Source organism: Psychrobacillus sp. OK032, assembly GCF_900111345.1.
Classification (GTDB): Bacteria; Bacillota; Bacilli; order Bacillales_A; family Planococcaceae; genus Psychrobacillus.
In genome coordinates this window covers 110,499-129,852 of sequence record NZ_FOGY01000002.1, presented here as the reverse complement: position 1 = coordinate 129,852, position 19,354 = coordinate 110,499, and the positions used below count along the sequence as shown (strand labels likewise).

Annotated in this window: 20 protein-coding genes; 17 read left to right on the top strand and 3 right to left on the bottom strand. The window is 37.3% G+C overall.

Annotation, left to right across the window (positions count from 1 at the left end; all coding sequences use genetic code 11):
- Positions 1 to 6 precede the first annotated feature (6 nt).
- Both gcvPA and gcvPB read left to right on the top strand, forming a co-directional pair.
- Positions 7 to 1,353: an aminomethyl-transferring glycine dehydrogenase subunit GcvPA gene (gcvPA, locus tag BMZ04_RS04205; protein ID WP_093265812.1), complete on the top strand. Its 1,347-nt coding sequence runs from the start codon at positions 7 to 9 to the stop codon at positions 1,351 to 1,353.
- Positions 1,346 to 2,806, top strand: a complete 1,461-nt coding sequence (gene gcvPB / locus BMZ04_RS04200) for an aminomethyl-transferring glycine dehydrogenase subunit GcvPB (protein WP_093265809.1) — start codon at positions 1,346 to 1,348, stop codon at positions 2,804 to 2,806. The genes gcvPA and gcvPB overlap by 8 nt, the downstream gene beginning before the upstream one ends.
- 33 nt (positions 2,807 to 2,839) lie before the next feature.
- Here gcvPB and BMZ04_RS04195 read toward each other — a convergent pair whose 3' ends face one another.
- The 3 genes from BMZ04_RS04195 to BMZ04_RS04185 form a co-directional block, all read right to left on the bottom strand.
- Positions 2,840 to 3,391, bottom strand: coding sequence for a hypothetical protein (locus BMZ04_RS04195; protein ID WP_093265806.1), 552 nt, complete (start codon positions 3,389 to 3,391; stop codon positions 2,840 to 2,842).
- Between the two features lie 149 nt (positions 3,392 to 3,540).
- Positions 3,541 to 4,809, bottom strand: coding sequence for an AAA family ATPase (locus tag BMZ04_RS04190; RefSeq protein ID WP_093265803.1), 1,269 nt, complete (start codon positions 4,807 to 4,809; stop codon positions 3,541 to 3,543).
- Between the two features lie 115 nt (positions 4,810 to 4,924).
- Complete coding sequence (locus tag BMZ04_RS04185; RefSeq protein ID WP_369802632.1) at positions 4,925 to 5,284, bottom strand: rhodanese-like domain-containing protein; 360 nt, start codon at positions 5,282 to 5,284, stop codon at positions 4,925 to 4,927.
- Positions 5,285 to 5,410: 126 nt separating this feature from the next.
- Between BMZ04_RS04185 and BMZ04_RS04180 the strand changes: the two genes are divergently transcribed.
- The 15 genes from BMZ04_RS04180 to folD all read left to right on the top strand — a co-directional run bounded on the left by BMZ04_RS04180 (position 5,411) and on the right by folD (position 19,325).
- Complete coding sequence (locus BMZ04_RS04180; protein ID WP_093265797.1) at positions 5,411 to 6,247, top strand: lipoate--protein ligase family protein; 837 nt, start codon at positions 5,411 to 5,413, stop codon at positions 6,245 to 6,247.
- Positions 6,248 to 6,403: 156 nt separating this feature from the next.
- Positions 6,404 to 8,971 (top strand): vitamin B12-dependent ribonucleotide reductase, encoded by a 2,568-nt coding sequence (locus BMZ04_RS04175; RefSeq protein ID WP_093265795.1) that lies wholly within the window; start codon positions 6,404 to 6,406, stop codon positions 8,969 to 8,971.
- Between the two features lie 824 nt (positions 8,972 to 9,795).
- On the top strand, positions 9,796 to 10,218 hold the full coding sequence (locus BMZ04_RS04170) for a hypothetical protein (RefSeq protein WP_093265792.1): 423 nt from the start codon (positions 9,796 to 9,798) through the stop codon (positions 10,216 to 10,218).
- Between the two features lie 70 nt (positions 10,219 to 10,288).
- Complete coding sequence (locus BMZ04_RS04165; RefSeq protein ID WP_093265789.1) at positions 10,289 to 11,353, top strand: M24 family metallopeptidase; 1,065 nt, start codon at positions 10,289 to 10,291, stop codon at positions 11,351 to 11,353.
- 16 nt (positions 11,354 to 11,369) lie between these two features.
- Positions 11,370 to 11,927, top strand: a complete 558-nt coding sequence (gene efp / locus BMZ04_RS04160; protein ID WP_093265788.1) for an elongation factor P — start codon at positions 11,370 to 11,372, stop codon at positions 11,925 to 11,927.
- A 572-nt stretch (positions 11,928 to 12,499) separates the two neighbouring features.
- Positions 12,500 to 12,709, top strand: a complete 210-nt coding sequence (locus BMZ04_RS04155; protein ID WP_093265786.1) for a SpoIIIAC/SpoIIIAD family protein — start codon at positions 12,500 to 12,502, stop codon at positions 12,707 to 12,709.
- 3 nt (positions 12,710 to 12,712) lie between these two features.
- Positions 12,713 to 13,096: a hypothetical protein gene (locus BMZ04_RS04150; RefSeq protein WP_093265784.1), complete on the top strand. Its 384-nt coding sequence runs from the start codon at positions 12,713 to 12,715 to the stop codon at positions 13,094 to 13,096.
- Between the two features lie 27 nt (positions 13,097 to 13,123).
- Positions 13,124 to 14,026 (top strand): stage III sporulation protein AE, encoded by a 903-nt coding sequence (locus tag BMZ04_RS04145; RefSeq protein WP_218145514.1) that lies wholly within the window; start codon positions 13,124 to 13,126, stop codon positions 14,024 to 14,026.
- Between the two features lie 291 nt (positions 14,027 to 14,317).
- Positions 14,318 to 14,662: a hypothetical protein gene (locus BMZ04_RS04140; protein ID WP_143128269.1), complete on the top strand. Its 345-nt coding sequence runs from the start codon at positions 14,318 to 14,320 to the stop codon at positions 14,660 to 14,662.
- A 1-nt stretch (position 14,663) separates the two neighbouring features.
- The gene (locus tag BMZ04_RS04135) at positions 14,664 to 15,197 is read left to right on the top strand and encodes a SpoIIIAH-like family protein (protein WP_093265776.1); all 534 of its coding nucleotides are present in this window, start codon (positions 14,664 to 14,666) and stop codon (positions 15,195 to 15,197) included.
- 136 nt (positions 15,198 to 15,333) lie between these two features.
- Complete coding sequence (gene accB / locus BMZ04_RS04130; protein ID WP_093265773.1) at positions 15,334 to 15,831, top strand: acetyl-CoA carboxylase biotin carboxyl carrier protein; 498 nt, start codon at positions 15,334 to 15,336, stop codon at positions 15,829 to 15,831.
- A gap of 33 nt (positions 15,832 to 15,864) precedes the next feature.
- Positions 15,865 to 17,214, top strand: coding sequence for an acetyl-CoA carboxylase biotin carboxylase subunit (accC, locus tag BMZ04_RS04125; RefSeq protein ID WP_093265770.1), 1,350 nt, complete (start codon positions 15,865 to 15,867; stop codon positions 17,212 to 17,214).
- A 14-nt stretch (positions 17,215 to 17,228) separates the two neighbouring features.
- Complete coding sequence (locus BMZ04_RS04120) at positions 17,229 to 17,621, top strand: Asp23/Gls24 family envelope stress response protein (protein ID WP_093265767.1); 393 nt, start codon at positions 17,229 to 17,231, stop codon at positions 17,619 to 17,621.
- 444 nt (positions 17,622 to 18,065) lie between these two features.
- Entirely contained in the window at positions 18,066 to 18,443 is a 378-nt protein-coding gene (nusB, locus tag BMZ04_RS04115) for a transcription antitermination factor NusB (protein WP_093265764.1), read from the top strand.
- A gap of 27 nt (positions 18,444 to 18,470) precedes the next feature.
- Positions 18,471 to 19,325, top strand: a complete 855-nt coding sequence (folD, locus tag BMZ04_RS04110) for a bifunctional methylenetetrahydrofolate dehydrogenase/methenyltetrahydrofolate cyclohydrolase FolD (protein WP_093265761.1) — start codon at positions 18,471 to 18,473, stop codon at positions 19,323 to 19,325.
- Positions 19,326 to 19,354: the final 29 nt, after the last annotated feature.

The following is a 19,354-nucleotide window of genomic DNA, read 5'->3' as shown; positions in this document are numbered from 1 at the left end:
CCATTGATGAAGCATCGTTATTTACCAATGACTGAGCAAGATCAAAAAGAAATGTTAGATGTAATCGGCATTTCTTCTATTGATGAATTGTTTGCAGACATTCCGGAAAAAGTACGTTTTAAAGGCGAGTACAATATTAAACCTGCGAAAGCAGAATCCGCATTACTGAAAGAATTAGCAAATCTTGCTGAAAAAAATGCTGACAGCAAAAAATACGCTTCTTTCCTTGGTGCTGGAGTGTATGATCATTTCAAGCCAATTATTGTAGATCATGTTATCTCTCGCTCTGAATTTTATACAGCATATACTCCGTATCAACCAGAAATTTCACAAGGGGAATTACAAGCTATTTTTGAATTCCAAACAATGATTTGTGAATTAACTGGAATGGATATTGCAAACTCTTCTATGTATGACGGCGGTACTGCGCTTGCTGAAGCCGGTAACTTAGCTGCGGGGCATACTCGTCGAAAAAAATTAGTTGTTTCTGAAGCGGTTCATCCTGAATATATTGATGTTGTGAAAATGTATGCAAAAGGACAAAATGTTCAAGTTGTAACTGTACCAACAAAAGATGGCTTAACTGATTTATCGAAATTAGAAGAATTAGTTGATGAAGAAACAGCAGCTGTTTTAGTTCAGTATCCAAATTTCTTCGGACAAATTGAGGATTTAGCAAAAGTGGAACAACTAACACATACACAAAAAGCATTATTCGTTGTCTCTGCAAACCCACTTGCACTTGGAGCATTAACGCCACCAGGTAAATTTGGAGCGGATATTACAGTTGGTGATGCACAACCATTTGGTATCGCGGAAGCATTCGGTGGACCTCACTGTGGTTTCTTTGCAGTAAATTCTAAGCTGATGCGTAAAGTTCCTGGTCGTTTGGTTGGAGAGACAACGGATGAAGATGGTCGTCGTGGATTTGTGTTAACATTACAAGCTCGCGAGCAACATATCCGTCGTGATAAAGCAACTTCTAACATCTGTTCGAACCAAGCGTTAAATGCTCTTGCAGCTTCTGTTGCAATGACGGCACTTGGGAAAAAAGGTGTAAAAGAAATAGCGATTCAAAATATCTCGAAAACACATTACGCAAAACACGCTTTTGAAAAAGCTGGCTTTGAAGTACCTTTCCAAGGTGCACATTTCAACGAAATTGTTGTTAAAGTAAACGGTTCTGTTGCTGATGGAAACAAAGTACTTCTAGAAAAAGGGATTATCGGAGGATTTGATCTAGGTAGAGTGAACTCCGACCTTAAAAATCACGTATTAATTGCTGTAACTGAGCAACGTACAAAAGAAGAAATAGATGCACTCGTGCAAGAAATGGGGGCTCTTCATGCATAAGGATAACCAACCACTAATTTTTGAATTGACGAGAGAAGGTCGTGTAGGGTATAACCTACCTGAACTCGATGTTCCTGAAGTAGATGTAGCATCATTATTACCACAAGGAATGCTTCGCGTTGAAGAGGCAGAATTACCAGAAGTGTCAGAGCTAGATATTATGCGTCATTATACAGCGCTATCAAACCGTAACCATGGTGTTGACACAGGATTTTATCCACTTGGATCATGTACGATGAAGTACAATCCAAAAGTAAATGAGTCGGTTGCACGTTTCCCAGGGTTCGCAAACATTCATCCATTACAAGATGAATCTTCTGTTCAAGGTGCGATGGAGCTAATGTATGATCTCCAAGAACATCTGATTGAAATCACGGGTATGGACGAAGTGACACTTCAACCCGCAGCTGGGGCACACGGCGAATGGACTGCTCTAATGATGATTCGTGCATTCCATGAAGCAAATGGTGATTCGCATCGAACAAAAGTAATTGTTCCTGACTCTGCTCATGGAACAAACCCTGCATCTGCAACAGTAGCAGGCTTTGAAACAATCACTGTAAAATCGGATGAGAATGGATTAGTAGATTTAGAAGACTTACGTCGGGTTGCTGGTCCTGATACAGCTGCTCTAATGCTAACTAACCCAAATACATTAGGTTTATTCGAAGAAAGCATTTTAGAATTAGCAGAAATCATCCATGGTGTTGGTGGTAAACTATACTATGATGGAGCTAACTTAAACGCTGTTATGTCAAAAGCACGTCCTGGAGACATGGGCTTTGACTGTGTTCACTTAAACTTGCATAAAACATTTACAGGTCCTCACGGCGGCGGTGGTCCAGGTTCAGGTCCAGTAGGAGTAAAAGCTGACCTAATTCCATTTTTACCAAGCCCGGTACTTGTTAAAGAAGACGATAAATATACATTTGACTATAACCGTCCGCAAGCGATTGGTCGTGTAAAACCTTTCTACGGAAACTTTGGTATTAATGTTCGTGCATACACATATATCCGCTCTATGGGTCCAGATGGTCTAAAGGCTGTAACTGAGTATGCTGTGTTAAATGCAAACTATATGATGAGACGTTTAGAAGAGCATTTTGATCTTCCATACAACCGTCATTGTAAGCATGAATTCGTATTGAGTGGTCGCCGTCAAAAGAAACTAGGCGTACGTACTTTAGATATGGCAAAACGTCTTCTTGACTTTGGATATCATCCACCAACAATCTACTTCCCACTAAATGTAGAAGAAGGCATGATGATCGAACCAACAGAGACAGAGTCAAAAGAAACATTAGACGCATTCTGTGATGCATTAATTCAAATTGCAAAAGAAGTACAAGACAATCCAGAAATCGTTCAAAATGCACCACATACTACAGTTATTAATCGTTTAGACGAAACAAAAGCTGCTCGTAAACCAGTGCTACGTTATACAAAAGCATAATAAAAAAGTGCGGTCCTAATTGGGACCGCACTTTTAATATTCTTCAAATTGTATTTCGTAGGTCCTTGTTTTTTGATAAATTACACTTTTCACTGATCCATTAACAACACCGGATACAGGAAATTCAAATGCATACCCATCTGTAAATTCAAAAATATATTTTTCGTCTTGTTTCTTTTTTGGTTCCTCTAATTCATGGACCACTTTTGCAAGGTCTCTCCATTCATGTTCTACTTTATTTCCAAATAGTGGATTAAAAACTATTTTGTCTTCATGTAGATAGACATAATTTTGAACACCAAACGTAAAAATGATTATAAATCCAATTGCTGCGATAACAACCGTTATGACTTTTAAACGAATGGATTTTGAAAAATAGGACGCACAAAGTAGTCCAATAGCAAAAGCAAATGCGAAGAAAAGCATCCAAAAAGTCGTGCTTAGTGGGATAAAAACAATCGATCCAGGACCGCTATAAAATGTAACTGACGTAATTAGCGGGGTAAATATGCAAACAAATGGTGCAATTATTAATAGAAGAAGTGCAAAAATCCAAAACAAATCCTTACGATCTCTTAGTACCAAAATGATCCCCCTCATTGAAATGGTTTCACGATCAAACATTATGTTAATCGTTATACGAAAAGAGGAGTGGGAAGTTTCAGGAAATAATAATCTATATAATTAAAAAGGATCCAAATTGCGGATCCTTTTTAGATTTGTAAATGATATGTTTAAAATCCAATCGATGATTCGTCTTTTTCCCAATCGTTTTTCATTGATCGTTTGTTTTGCTTAATAAGTTCCTCGATTCTCTTTTCGTAAGCGAGCTCTCCGTCGTAATGCCAATTCAGAGCAACAGACATATAAAGCTCGTTCAATTGAGACATAGACAATCCTTTCGAACGTTTCGCCATGTCTGCAAATTGTTCATCTGTGAAAATATGCTTAATATCCAGTTTGCGCAAATAGTTTTCCCGTACTTTTTCGGAAGGAGAAGGGATTTCGTAAGCTCGATCAAAACGACCAGCACGATTAATAAGCGCAGGATCGATTTTTTGCGGGTAGTTTGTTGTCCCGATGATAAATAACCCTTCTCTTGATTGGGCGCCGTCTAATGTGTTTAAAAAGACGGAACGAGTGTATTCTGGCATAGAATCAATATCCTCAATTACTAATATTGCCGGAGCTAACCGAGTGACAATACCGAATACTTCTTGCACAGAATGACTACCAGTGAATTCTGTAATTTGCCAATAGACAACAGGTGCCTTGGTAGAACCAGTAATCGATTTAACTAAAGTCGTTTTACCATTACCAGGTGATCCGTATAGTAATATTCCGCGCTTATATGGTAGACCATAATCTTTGAAAAAGTGACCATCCTCTCTAAAGAACTCATCAATTGACCGAAAAATATCTTGTTTAATACTTTCAGATAATAATACATCATCACGACTTACCGCAGCTTGCTCGCCATATTTTCTGCGTTGCACTCCATGCTCAGTATCTACCAAATAGGTAACGGACTGCATAAGCAGTTGACGCATTTTTTCATTGATTTCTTGCAAGAATACTAGCGCTGTTTCAGCCGAAGTTGAAAAGAAAAAGTATTCAGGCCAAGTGTTACCACCAGAATAGTTAAAAGAAAATGTCATTGCAACGTCATGTTCAGGGAAAAAGATTAAGTTATTTTCAAAAGTATCGGCAATCTCTAGCTTACTTTCGACCGATAATTGTGATCTACTTGTAATTTTACTTTGTGCCCTTGTTTCGAATATAGATGCTAAAACTTCATATGAAACTAGATTATTTTCCATCATTTCTAATAAGTTTCCGTCCAACTGTAAAATAGATTCCCCTATGTCGATCGTTTGCCAATTAGCGTACTTACGCTCTTTTAACATATGAATAATTCGTTTGGACACGATGGCAAAATCCTCGTAATTAGGATGTGTTTGTCTGAAATCTTCATTGTGTGAAAATAAAACATGTTTTTGCATCTAATACCTCCATTATCGAAATGATTATAGAAAAAGGTTCCTCTTAAAAAAGAAGAACCTTTATGTATATCTAGACTCAAGATCTTAGTCCATTTTACAAAGAGCACTTGTAAAATTATTTCGTTTTAATCTTACCAGTCCAAGTTTTGAAGCCACCTTGAAGTTGATTTAAATCCGTGTAGCCTTTTTTCTTTAAGAACATTGCTGCACGAGCACTTCTTGCACTGCTTTGGCAATATAAATAAACAGGCTTATCTGGACGAATTTCTTTATAACGTTGTCGAAGTTGTGACGAAGGAATATTTCTTGCTCCTAGAATATGCCCAGCATCAAACTCTTTTGGTTCTCTCACGTCAATAAGTTGGGCTTTACGATAACCCGTTATAAATTGTTCTTGCGTAAGGTTTGTAACTGCTTTTTTTAATCGGAGTGCTTGAACAATAGCATAAACTATTAACACGACAATTACTGCGATTAAAAAGTATAAAGTATTAGACACGGTCTTTCCCCTTTCTATGTTCCTTATCTATTATAAAAGATTCACTAGATACAATTCAATCTATTTGATAAAATGAATATCGTTGTGAAGGGGGAGACTTGAGTGGAGAAGACAAAATGGTATTTTATTAATTCTGGACCCTGTAGTCCATCTTATAATATGGCACTCGATGAAGCACTGCTAGATTGGCATAGCGAGGGGCTTATCCCACCGATCGTTCGATTTTATGAGTGGAATCCTGCTACTTTATCGATTGGCTATTTCCAATCTGTCGAGAAAGAAATTGACATGGATGCTATAGAAAAATTAGGCTTAGGATTTGTTCGAAGACCTACCGGTGGAAGAGGCGTACTCCATGAACATGAACTTACATATAGCGTGATTGTGACAGAAAGTTATCCTAATATGCCTGCTACTGTAACGGAAGCTTACCGAGTTATAAGTGAAGGTTTGTTACTTGGCTTTCAAAATCTTGGTTTAGATGCTTATTTTTCAGTTCCAGACACGGAACAAAAAAGACAGGATTTAAAAAAGCCAAAATCTGCGGTTTGTTTCGATGCTCCAAGTTGGTACGAGCTTGTAGTAGAGGGAAGAAAAGTGGCTGGTAGTGCACAAACAAGGCAAAAAGGTGTCATTTTGCAACACGGAGCTATTTTACTGGATTTAGATGAAGATAAGTTAATTCAAACATTTAAGTTTTCTTCCAATGAATTGAGGGAAAGAGTAAAAGCGAGTTTATCGAAAAAAGCAGTTTCCATCAACAAAATTAGCCAAAAACCGATAACAATCGACGAATGTAAGGTAGCATTTAAAAAAGGTTTTGAAGAAGCTTTACAAATTGAATTGGTTGAATTTTCGTTAACGGAAGAGCAAGAAAGGTATGTAAAAGAGCTAGAAATGAAGAGATATGCTAATGATGCATGGAATTTTAAAAAATAATTTATTTTTTTTAGTCATTAAGTCCATTGACTACTGATATGAGTGCATTTGAAATAAAAAGGTTCATTTGCAAAATAACACAACATATAGTATTGTTTTATAAACAACGACACACTATATGGTGTGTTTTATTTTTTGGAAAAGGGAGGCAATATGATGGTATTAGCATCTCAGAATAAAAATGCAACCATTAACATTGAACAGTTAAACAAGGATATTGAACTATTTCCACAAGTACACCCAATTACTGACGACATGAAATTGACACATAAAGGTGTATCCAGACTAGTTATGATTGACCGTTACTCTTTTAAAGATACGGAGAAAAAAACACTTAAAGTAGGGGATTTTGTCGTTTTAACGGTAAAGGATGATCCGAAATTTCCTGCGCGAGGATTAGGGCATATTGTGTCGATTAATCAAGAAACTAAAACAGCAGAAGTATTGATAGAAGAAGATTACCGAAGTGCTATTGACGATAGCAATCAAGTTGCAGCTGGTACCGTAAGCAGACCTCTTAACGTAATCGAAAAACCTTTAGAAGTTTTCTACGAGCAAATTGCAAAGCGAAATGCAACGGGACTTGCCTCTGTTGAAAAAACAGAAGAAAAAAAAGCAGAGTGGTTCGAAAAGTTCTATCAACAATTAGTTTCATTAAAATTCATCCCTGCTGGACGAGTATTATACGGAGCAGGTACGGGCACTGATGTAACATATTTTAACTGTTACGTAATGCCTTTTGTAGCTGATTCCCGTGAAGGAATTAGCGATCATCGTAAACAAGTAATGGAGATTATGAGCCGTGGCGGTGGAGTTGGTACAAACGGATCGACACTTCGCCCTCGTAACACTCTTGCACGCGGTGTAAATGGAAAATCTTCCGGTTCAGTTTCTTGGTTAGATGATATTGCAAAACTGACTCATCTTGTTGAACAAGGTGGTTCCAGACGTGGAGCACAAATGATAATGCTAGCAGACTGGCATCCGGATATTGCAGAATTTATTATTTCAAAAATGCAAAACCCACGAATTTTACGTTTTTTAATTGAAAATACAAACGACGAAACGATTAAACAACTTGCGAAGGACAAGCTTAAATTCAAACCTTTAACATTACAAGAAGAAGCAATGTATCAAGGAATTATCAATTATAAAGCAATTCCAGGTCTTGGAGGATTCAGCAACGAAATTATTCGTGATGCGGATACAAAACTTCGTGACGGTGGAACATACACTGTCCATAATCCTGAATTTTTAACAGGTGCGAATATTTCTGTTACGCTAACAGATGACTTCATGAAAGCGGTAGAAAATGACGAAGATTTTGACCTTCGATTCCCTGCGACTGAATCATATACAGAAGTGGAAATGGCATTCTACAACGAAAATTGGCATACAATTGGCGATGTTCGTGAGTGGGAGAAAATGGGCTATGAAGTAAGGACATATCGTACAGTAAAAGCAAAAGAGCTTTGGAACCTTATTAATATTTGTGCGACGTACTCAGCAGAGCCTGGTGTTTTCTTTATCGATAATGCGAATGAACAAACAAATGCAAAAGCATATGGACAAAAAGTTGTTGCAACTAATCCATGTGGTGAGCAACCATTAGCGCCGTATTCAGTATGTAATTTGGCAGCAGTGAACTTAGCTGAATTTGCAAACAAAGAAACCAAAACAGTAAATTATGAAGCATTAAAAGAAACAGTGCGTGTCGGAGTACGTATGCAAGATAATGTTATTGATGCAACTCCTTATTTCTTAGAAGAAAATAAAGTACAAGCTTTAGGTGAGCGACGTGTAGGTCTAGGTGTCATGGGATTAGCAGATCTTCTTATTTATTGCGAAAAAGAATATGGTTCTGAAGAAGGAAACATTTTAGTAGATGAGATTTTTAAAACAATCGCTATCGCAGCATATGAAACTTCTGCAGAGCTAGCAAAAGAACGAGGTAGCTTCCCATTCTTGACTGGGGAAAATGAAGAAGAAACAAATCGTTTGCGAAAAGCATTTACAGAAACAGGATTTATGCAATCCATGCCAAAAGAAATCAGAAATACTATTCTAGAAACCGGCATCCGTAACTCACACTTATTAACAGTAGCGCCTACTGGATCTACTGGAACAATGGTTGGTGTTTCAACAGGTCTCGAGCCTTATTATTCTTTCACTTATTATAGAAGTGGGAGACTAGGTAAATTCATAGAAGTAAAAGCAGATATTGTACAAGAATATTTGGCTAACAATGATGCAGTCGAAGAAGAAAATCTTCCTAATTGGTTTGTGACAGCAATGGAATTACCTCCTGAAGCGCATGCAGACGTTCAATGCATAATCCAACGTTGGATCGATAGCTCGATTTCAAAAACGGTAAATGCTCCTCGCGGCTACACAGTAGAGCAAGTAGAAGCTGTTTATGAACGGTTATACAATGGTGGTGCAAAAGGTGGTACTGTATACGTTGACGGAAGTCGAGATGCTCAAGTATTAACGCTAAAAGCAGAGGAAAATACATTAGATGACCATGAGCAACAGGAAGAAAAAGTATTCGAAAAACGTCCAATCGTCTTAATCGATACAATCCAAGATTTACGTTCGACGAATGTAACAATCGGATCTGAGGTAGGGAATACATGCCCGGTTTGCCGAAAAGGAACAGTAGAAGAGATGGGTGGCTGTAACACATGTACAAACTGTAATGCACAGTTAAAATGTGGTTTATAATAGAATAATAAATAAAAGCACAAACAGATGAATCCAATTCGTCCGTTTGTGTTTTTTTATGCATTTCACTCAACTGAATAAGGAATGCCTCTATTTAGGAATAATGCCTAATAAAGAGGCTCTATTAAGTGACCACTAGTATCTCCGCTCCAGGCGGACGCTTTCCGCGGGTATGGCTTCTGCCGCTTTCCTCTTGCTCCTGCGCAAAGCTGTCGAAAAATTAATTTCGCTGCGCTCAGTCGAGGGTCTTCAGCTCATGCACCTGCGCTTCGCTTTCGGTGCAGAAAACATCTGCTATTCCCGCTGGAGTCGCCTCCTTGCGCTTTAACCAAAGGAAATTGCCTACTTATCGGTAACGATCGCTAAAACCAACTAATAAATAGTTGATTGAAACGAGCTTTATCCTAATAAATGCTCCATTTATTTGGAGACAGCATTTTCTAATTAGGATTAATAAATATTGCAAAGTTGAACTGATAAATTTAATTCTCTGATAACTGCAGACGCTAAATTAGCATTATATTCTCGTTGATTGGAGCGGAAGGGCGGCGACTCCAGCGGGATAAGTGAGACAGATGAGACATCACAACGATCGCGATAGCGACGGTGATGGCTCATCGCTCCCCCCGCGGAAAGCGTCCGCCCTGCAGCGGAAATCCTAGCGGAAGCTAATTGTTACTCATTATCCCTAAATTGCACAGGCTATCCTTTGGGGTAGCTCCTAGATAAATCCAACATACATACACTTAAAATACACTTTAATTATGTTGTTTAAATAATACTTTCAAAGCCTACACTAGAGTAAAAAAAGTAAGGAGATTTACATGAAAAGTTTAGTAATAAGTACTAGTATAGCAGCAACAGTGGTTATATTAATCATGTTAAAGATATTAGATTTTTTTCATTTTATAAAATGGGATCCAGTTGGGTTTGCCGATAATTTTCAATCTTTAAAGGATAGCAATGTATTTATTAAATGGGGTATATTATTCATCATCGTATGGGCTGCCAGCATCGTTTTATACTATATCAGTTTGCTGTTTATGAAAATCCCTGTAGCTATTACGAGTCTAGCAATAGGGCTGTTAATAGCATTTGCTCTTGAATGGATTATTCTAGATGCTAGTTCAATCGAAAAAACAATCAAAAAAATGTCCATTCCATTTATTTGTATTATTATCCTGGCTACCCGTTTTTTGATGGAATCAGCCATTTTCCAAGCGCAAGATAAACCATTAAGTAAATGAAAATTTACCATCCTTATTTCGTATGATAAAATAAAAAGCAGTAGTTATTTAGAAAATGAGATGAGGGCTAATAATGAAACTTGCGAAATTGCGTACAGCGTTAGAAGAAAAAGGGATTGACGCTTTATTAATTACAAATGGATTCAATAGACGATATATGACAGGATTTACTGGAACGGCTGGTGTTGCCATTGTTTCCAAAAACGATGCAGTTTTTATCACTGATTTTCGTTACACCGAACAAGCGGCAAGCCAGATTAAAGATTTCCGCATTGTTAAACATGAGAAGACATTAATCGAAGAAGTCGCAAACCAAGTCACTGGGATGGGCATTCAATCGCTTGGATTTGAAAAAGAGGATTTGACATACAGTAGCTTTGAATTGTATAAAAAAGCCGTCAAAGCTGATTTAGTGCCTCTAACTGGATTAGTGGAAAAAATTCGCTTGATAAAGACGGACGAAGAGATTAGTATAATAAAGGCAGCTTGTCGCATTGCGGATGAGGCTTATGAACATATCGTTACATACATAAAACCAGGAATGACGGAGCTAGAAGTCTCCAATGAGTTGGAGTTTTTCATGCGTAAGCGCGGAGCTACTTCATCTTCTTTTGATACAATCGTTGCTTCGGGAGTTCGTTCTGCACTGCCGCACGGTGTTGCATCGGATAAAGTGATCGAAGTAGGCGAATTTGTGACATTAGATTTTGGCGCAATATATAATGGCTATATTTCCGATACCACTCGAACAGTTGCAGTCGGAGAGCCTAGCGAACAATTGAAAGAAATTTACCAAGTTGTCCTCGACTCACAATTACTTGCTTTAGAAAAGGTTAAACCGGGTATGACAGGTAAAGAAGCAGATGCAATTGCACGTGATTATATTGCTTCTAAAGGATACGGAGAAGCATTTGGGCATTCATTAGGTCATGGGATTGGACTAGAGGTGCATGAAGGTCCTGGATTATCATTCCGTTCGGATATTGTATTAGAACCAGGTATGGTTATTACGATTGAACCAGGTATTTACTTACCAAATATCGGTGGTGTACGAATCGAAGATGATGCACTTGTAACGGAAAATGGTTTAGAGAAGCTCACGCACTCGACAAAAGAACTATTAATACTAACTTAATTTTGGAGGGAAATAGATGATTTCAGTAAATGATTTTAAAACAGGCTTAACAATTGTAGTAGATGGGGTACTATACCGAGTATTGGATTTCCAACATGTAAAACCAGGAAAAGGTGCAGCATTTGTACGTTCAAAATTAAGAAATCTACGTAACGGATCAGTGAATGAAAAAACTTTCCGTGCTGGTGAAAAAGTAGAAAAAGCACAAATTGACAATAAAAAAATGCAATACTTATATGCAAGTGGAGATCAACATGTATTCATGGACACAGATTCTTACGAGCAATTAGAGCTAAACGAAAACCAAATCGAGTACGAATTAAAATTCTTGCGCGAAAATATGGAAATTCATGTAATTCAATATCAAGGAGAAACACTTGGTGTAGAACTACCAAAATCAGTTGAACTTGAAGTAACAGAAACAGAACCAGGTATTAAAGGAGACACTTCTGGTGGTGGTTCTAAGACAGCAACACTAGAAACTGGCCTAGTAGTAACAGTTCCACTTTTCATCAACGTTGGTGATAAATTAGTCATTAACACAGATGAAGGTTCATACGTTTCAAGAGCTTAAAATAAAAGCATAATTAGCTTTCATGTATATAAAAAAGTAGCGAGTTTTTCCTCGGTTTTTTCGAGAAAAGGCTCGCTATTTTGTTGTTTCGGCAAATAATAAGCCTTGAATCGAGGTTTTTTTAGTGTTAATACTGTTTATTTGGAAAGAAGACCACTTTAGCTGGAAAACGGAGTTAACGGAGGAATTTATGCTTCAGTATTGGTGAGAATTTCAACACTTTGAATGAGATAGCCAAAAAGAATTAACAGTAACTCTAAATGAAGAAGCGAAGCGCTTCCGAAATTATATCTTCAGATGCCGCCTTGCGAAATGAAAGTATCTTTTCCTTTATTAACCTAAAGAAAAAGCCTGCTTGTCACTTCCCATTTCTCATAATAATTACCCTCAAATGATATGGCTGATGATTTAATCAATCCAGGCTTGAAAAATGAAGAAAAGATGCACTCAAAAGACAATTTCGCATTCTTGTATTCTTAAAGGTTATTGTGGGAATCTCACAATTTACGGTAATCTTTTTCATATTCCTAGATGTTTGTTCATATGTTATTCGTATGGAAGGGGGAGGCATTGTGGAACTTCACGATGTACTTCGAGTTGCGGGTATAGGATTATTGATTGCGATTCTTCACTTGTTTTTTGAATCTACTGGTAAAAAAGAATTTGCTTTTTTCTTGTTTTTTGTTGGATATATTTATATGACAATCGAATTGTTACGTTTATTAAGATTATTTTTTTACGAGATTTCCACATTTTTAGAATGGCTTCTTATGACGAGTTAACCAATGATTGTATATGTGACGATTATCCTAGCATTTTGCTTGCTGGAATTAGTGAAAGAAACATATCCACGTTTACATTCGATTATCTATACGATTTATATCTTTCTTTTTTTAACATATTTAGTGTTCTCCCTTATTATACCGTTTGTAACGAACTATTTCTCCATCGTTCCAGTTGCCCTAATGCCTGTATTTAAATTACTCCTTTTTTCTGTACTATTACTTTTTATTTCTCAAATTGTGGAAGAACTTCTTTCGGAATATGAATATACAAGCCTAGCAACGATGTTTACATTTACTACAAAAGCAATCATACTTCTCGCTTGGATGCAACATATGAAGCAGTTTTTCGAAAAGTTTTTTTCCGTACTCGGATTACTTTCTTGAAGGAATGAACAATGAATGATGGATGAAATGTTACAGACATTATTGCAACCGGTCAAAGAAGTTATCCAAACATTTACGTATATTTTACTGTTTGGTTTGGTATTTGTTTGTTTAGAATGGTTAATTCCAGCTAGTAAACGGCTATTAAAATTTTTGTTTATCATGATTATTTGTTTTTATTGTTTAGAACCTGCAATTCGAACGTTAGATATGATCCAAGCACTCTCCAATCAATTAGTAACGTTATTTTTAGGTATGTATCCATTATTAACAGCAGGAATTGCATTATCTGGTGGCGCGTTTCTAATCACTTTGTGGAATCCGATGGTTATGGTATTTGCATCTTTTACGACGGTATTAGCTGAAAAAGTATTAATTCCCTCCATTATGGCTGCGTTCATATTTGATGTGATTACTAGGATACATCCAGCAACTTCGTTTTCTAAAATGTCAGATCTCATTCGAATGACTCTAGTTGGGACTACCTCTATCATTTTAGTTTTGTATAGTTTTTTTATGACACTCAACGGGGTCTTTACATGGTCTGTCAGTGGTGCGGTTAACGAATCGGCAAAAAGACTAATTTCCAATAATATTCCATTTGTTGGATCACTATTAACGGAAAGTATTAGTACGATGAAAAGTTATTCAGCTTCGGCTTCGGTTGTTACGGGCAATGCAGTGCTGTTTTCTGTATTAGTCTTAGTATCGATACCGACGATTCAAACGATCTTAATCGCTTTTTTATACCGGTTATTAGGAGCAATTCTCGATCCTTTTATCGATGGAAATATTAGTGGTTTACTAGATGATATTGGACGGACATTGTTCGTGTTGTCCGTTATTTCCGTATTAATCGCATTTGCTTTCTTTTTTACTATTATTTTAACGATGCTTTTTGCGAAATTACTCATAAGTGTGAAAGGATAAGTAAAATCGTTTCCAATTTTTTGTTTGGTTTATTACTGATTGTCGTAGTTGGGGAACTTCTTTCGATATTACTGGAAGGTTCGGGCAGTGAACGGATAGACTTTCTCGTGAAAATTGCGATAATATTCTGGATCTTGTCCTTTCTCTTCATATAAATAGTTTGTCTTGCATAAAGTATTGTATCCATCATGAAAAGAAGGGTGAAACATTATATCATTTAAGCAAAAGCCCACTTTTCGTTTTGTTGTCATTAGCATTGTTGTTCTTATTATCAGTCTACTTTTTTCGGAAATGTTCCTTTGGAATGATGGAAGTAACTCTCAAGATACAAAACTAGCTCCCAAAACAACAGAAGATTTAGGCTACATATTGGAGAAAATCAGTGGGGTTGGTCGAGTGGAAGTTTATTTTCATTACAAAGAGAACACTGAAAAAACAACGGAAAGTGATATGTCATTTTTCCAGTGGACAAGTGACAGTAGGGGGGACAAGGAAGAACTAATTGGAATACTAGTAGTAGCGGAAGGAGCGAGGGATAAACGCATACAAAATAATTTGATTAAGACCCTTTCATCTGTTTTGCAAATAGCTCCACATCGAATAGTGATACAAGAAATGGAAATGGAGGATAAATAATATGAATATAAAAAAGAGATCAGTTTGGTTTTTAACTTTAATCAGTTTAGCAGCGGTAGTGACGGTTTTCTACTTATCAGATCGACCATCCCCTTTTGATGGAATCGCCTTATTTTCCAATGATACATTAGAGGATGTAGAATTAGTGGAAACATCCTCTACGAACGAAGAATCATTTGCGGCTAATAGTAATGCATTCGAAGAGATGAGAATGGAAGTACTAGAAAAACGTAGCCAACTTCGTGAAACTTTAACAACTAAAGTCGGTTCCAATGATTTTACTGCAGAACAAAAAGATGAAGCATTTAACCAAATTGAAGAATTAGTAAAAATTGATTCGACAGAAGCGATGTTAGAGCTAATCATTAAATCGTTAGGTTATGACGATGCGCTCGTACGCATCGAAGACAATGATGTATTAATAGATGTTGTTGCGAACGAACAATCTACTAAAAAAGCTTCAGATATTATTTATGCTGTAAAAAGAGAATGGCCACAAGCATATAATGTGGAAGTAAAATTCAACGGTTTATAATAAAAAAGTGCCTCTAGCAGGCGCTTTTTTCATTCTTTCGTGAAGATTTCCTTCGTAGCTATTTCAAATTATCGTAAAAACGTCTAAAATGGGAAGAGTAAGTATTAATAATGTATATAAAAGGGAGATAAGTCACATGAAAATCCAGGAAATCAGAGAAATTATTAAATTGATTGATCAATCCTCATTAGACGAATTTTTATATGAATCAGATGGTACCAAAATTAAATTAAAGAAGAATGAAAAAGGAACTGTCTCGACTTTTGGACAAACATTTGAAAGTTCTACTGTAGTGGAACAACCGAATATGGTGGAAGTACAGACACAACCAGTAAGCGAAGTGAAAGAGGAAGTAGTGGTAACGGAAGTAAAACCTGTTGCGGTGGATAGCTCGCTACATAAGATTATCTCACCAATGGTTGGTACTTTTTATCAATCTTCTTCCCCGGATACGGAAGCATATGTACAAGTTGGAAGTAAAATAAATGCAGACTCCATCGTTTGTATCGTAGAGGCAATGAAACTATTTAACGAAATTGAAGCGGAAGTAGAGGGTGAAATCGTAGAAATTCTCGTGAAAGACGGTCAACTAGTTGAATATGGTCAACCGTTGTTCCTCGTAAAAGGAATTTAAGTCAAAATATAAACGAGGAAAGGGGTATAAAGAATGAAAAAAGTATTAATCGCCAATCGTGGTGAAATTGCGGTTCGAATCATACGTGCGTGTAAGGAGTTAGGGATTGAAACGGTAGCTGTATACTCCGAGGCAGATCGCGAAGCCCTTCACGTCCAAATTGCAGATGAAGCATATTGTATCGGACCAAGATTATCCAAAGATTCATATTTAAACTTTTCAAATATTATTAGCGTAGCGAAACTTACTGGTTGTGAAGGTATTCACCCTGGTTACGGATTTTTAGCAGAAAACGCAGAATTTGCAGAGCTATGTGAAGAATGTGATATTAAATTCATCGGACCAACTTCTGGGGCAATTAGAAGTATGGGGATTAAAGACGTTGCAAAAGAGACTATGCAAAAAGCAGGTGTACCAACAGTTCCAGGTTCAAAAGGAATTGTGGAAACAGAAGAAGAGGCACTAAATGTGGCGAGAGAAATTGGCTTCCCTGTTATTATTAAAGCAACAGCTGGCGGTGGAGGAAAAGGAATTCGCGTAGCAAAAGACGAAGAAGACCTTATTAAAGGTATTAAAATTACACAAAAAGAAGCAGCCGCAGCATTTGGCAATCCAGGTGTATATTTAGAAAAATACATTGAAGTCTTTCGCCATGTAGAAATTCAAGTACTTGCGGATGGACATGGCAACGCAATTCATCTTGGAGAACGAGATTGCTCTATTCAACGCCGTATGCAAAAACTGGTAGAAGAAGCACCTTCCCCAGCATTATCAGCAGAACTTCGCGCCGAAATGGGAGAAGCTGCTGTAAAAGCAGCACTTGCGGTTGGCTATGAAAGTGCGGGTACGGTAGAATTTATATTTGATCATATCCATCAAAAATTCTACTTCATGGAAATGAATACCCGTATTCAAGTAGAACATCCTGTTACGGAAATGATTACTGGTGTAGACTTGATTAAACAAATGCTACTCGTTGCGTCAGGTGAAAAATTAGCATACAAACAAAGTGATATTAAATTGAGCGGTTGGTCAATTGAATGCCGCATAAATGCGGAAAATCCTGCGAAAAACTTTATGCCATCCCCAGGATTAGTAGAGTTTTACTTACCACCTGGTGGTCTAGGGGTTCGTGTTGACTCGGCTGTTTACCCAGGTTATAACATTCCGCCATTTTATGATTCCATGGTGGCAAAACTAATTACTTACGGGGAAACGCGAGAAGAAGCAATCGCTAAGATGAAGCGTGCACTTTCCGAGTTCGCAATTGAGGGAGTAGAAACAACAATTGCTTTTCATGAAAAACTCATGAATCATGAAGTGTTTGTATCTGGAGATTTTGATACGAAGTTTTTAGAAAAATACGATGTGATGAATTCGTAAAAGGAGTGTTCTAAATGACAGAAAATACCGAACAAAAATTTGTTCAAATGACTCCTGAAGGAAAAGAGAACTTAGGAACAATAGAAATTGCTCCCGAAGTAATTACAGTAATTGCTGGTATTGCAACGAATGAAGTAGAAGGAATTGCTGGAACTCGCGGTAATTTTGCTGCGGGTGTTGTAGAACGACTAGGAAAAAAAGTCCATGGTAAAGGGATTAAGACAGAAATCACAAGTGATGGATTGTTTATCGATGTCTATTGTTTAGTAAAATACGGTGCTTCTGTTCCAGTTGTTGCAAGAGAAGTACAGTCCCAAATTCGTCAGGCAATCGAGAATATGACGAGCCTTACACCTAAAGAAGTGAACGTTCATATTACCGGTGTGCAATTTGAAACAGCAGAATAATAGGAAAAGTGCAAGCGCCTATGTTAGAGGAATACAGTCTAAGTTCGCGTCATCGTGTTGCAACGCCTGCATGACCTGCATCCTGCAGGCCTCCAACAGGCAAATGTGAATGTGGTAGGTCTGCAAAGTACGCCACATCCTGTGGCAAAGCAGACATGACCCGCTTCGTGCGGGCCCGGGAGGTAGTTCCTCAGCCACCACAAGCGATTTTGTTTGCGACGAGCTGTGCGCAGGAGCAACGTTCTTCTGCGACGAGCTGTGCGCAGGAGCAAGGCGCTGAAGCTAGATCAATACTGAGTAAAAAAGATTAAACTTTCTTATCTTTTAAGAAAAGAGTCATCCCAGGGTGGCTCTTTTCATTTTTTCTATCTTCTCCTACGCATTCTGGAGGGAAATATGCTATTATTGTTCTTTAGATAGCTACATTTAAAGGAGAACTTATTCATGAAACGAAGACAAGCAAGAGAGCTAGCATTGCAAGCACTATTTCAGTTAGACAATCACGAAATTTCCATAGAAGAGGCAATTGGCCATATTACTGAAAAACAAGATCCATTTTTAACTCAATTAGTCAGTGGGACAATAGATCATAAAGAAGAAATAGACGCTTCCCTAATAGACAAGTTAGAAAACTGGTCACTCGCTAGATTACCTAAAATTGAACGAACAGTTCTTCGTATTGCGGTATATGAATTATTATATACTGAAGAAACACCAGCGAAAGTAGTTATTAACGAAGCACTAGAAATTTGCAAAGTATTCGGTGACGAAAAATCTAGTCGTTTCGTAAATGGCGTATTATCCAAATATACAGAGCAGTAATCTATTTGAAATGAAGGAGCGTTAATCGTGACAAATCATATAATTGATGGTAAACAAATCGCAAGTCAAGTAACAGAAAAAGTAAAAGAACGTGTCGAACGTTTAAAAGACCAAGGTGTCACACCAGGTTTAGCGGTTGTATTGGTTGGTAATAATCCAGCTTCTCAAACTTACGTTAACAACAAAACAAAAACATGTGAAAGACTAGGCATGTATTCTGTCATGATTGAGTTAGAAGAGAATATTTCAGAAGAAGCACTTCTAGCACATGTAGAGGCATTAAATAATGATAACAAAATACACGGTATTTTAGTCCAATTACCTTTACCAAAACAAATCGACGAGGATCGTGTAATTGCTGCAATCTCTCCTCTTAAGGATGTGGACGGTTTTCATCCAGAAAGCGTTGGTAAAATGATGATTGGCCAACAAACTTTTCTTTCCTGTACGCCATTTGGCATAATGAAGCTGTTAGAATACAGTGATGTAGAAATAGCAGGAAAACATGCGGTTATTATAGGGAGAAGTAACATCGTGGGGAAACCGATGGGACAACTGCTATTACAAAAAGATGCAACCGTAACGTATTGCCATTCCAAAACGAAAGATTTACATACATTTACAAAACAAGCGGATATTTTAGTGGTAGCTACTGGGCATGCGAAAATGATTGATGCAAACTTTATTAAAGAAGGCGCAGTTGTTATCGATGTAGGTATTAATCGTGATGAAAATAACAAACTTTGTGGCGACGTTGATTTTGCATCTGCACAAGAAGTTGCATCTAAAATCACTCCAGTTCCTGGTGGAGTAGGACCAATGACAATTGCTATGCTGATGGAAAATACATGCTTAGCGGCTGAAAATACCCTAAACAACTAATACTAAGAAAGCTGTTTTTCGACAGAAAG

Coding starts and splice junctions, on each gene's coding strand:
- BMZ04_RS04150 (WP_093265784.1), top strand. CDS start 12,713: ATGATTGTATATGTGACGATTATCCTAGCATTTTGCTTGCTGGAATTA.
- accC (WP_093265770.1), top strand. CDS start 15,865: ATGAAAAAAGTATTAATCGCCAATCGTGGTGAAATTGCGGTTCGAATC.
- BMZ04_RS04145 (WP_218145514.1), top strand. CDS start 13,124: ATGTTACAGACATTATTGCAACCGGTCAAAGAAGTTATCCAAACATTT.
- efp (WP_093265788.1), top strand. CDS start 11,370: ATGATTTCAGTAAATGATTTTAAAACAGGCTTAACAATTGTAGTAGAT.
- BMZ04_RS04120 (WP_093265767.1), top strand. CDS start 17,229: ATGACAGAAAATACCGAACAAAAATTTGTTCAAATGACTCCTGAAGGA.
- gcvPA (WP_093265812.1), top strand. CDS start 7: ATGAAGCATCGTTATTTACCAATGACTGAGCAAGATCAAAAAGAAATG.
- BMZ04_RS04190 (WP_093265803.1), bottom strand. CDS start 4,809: ATGCAAAAACATGTTTTATTTTCACACAATGAAGATTTCAGACAAACA.
- gcvPB (WP_093265809.1), top strand. CDS start 1,346: ATGCATAAGGATAACCAACCACTAATTTTTGAATTGACGAGAGAAGGT.
- BMZ04_RS04140 (WP_143128269.1), top strand. CDS start 14,318: ATGTTCCTTTGGAATGATGGAAGTAACTCTCAAGATACAAAACTAGCT.
- nusB (WP_093265764.1), top strand. CDS start 18,066: ATGAAACGAAGACAAGCAAGAGAGCTAGCATTGCAAGCACTATTTCAG.
- BMZ04_RS04170 (WP_093265792.1), top strand. CDS start 9,796: ATGAAAAGTTTAGTAATAAGTACTAGTATAGCAGCAACAGTGGTTATA.
- BMZ04_RS04175 (WP_093265795.1), top strand. CDS start 6,404: ATGGTATTAGCATCTCAGAATAAAAATGCAACCATTAACATTGAACAG.
- accB (WP_093265773.1), top strand. CDS start 15,334: ATGAAAATCCAGGAAATCAGAGAAATTATTAAATTGATTGATCAATCC.
- BMZ04_RS04135 (WP_093265776.1), top strand. CDS start 14,664: ATGAATATAAAAAAGAGATCAGTTTGGTTTTTAACTTTAATCAGTTTA.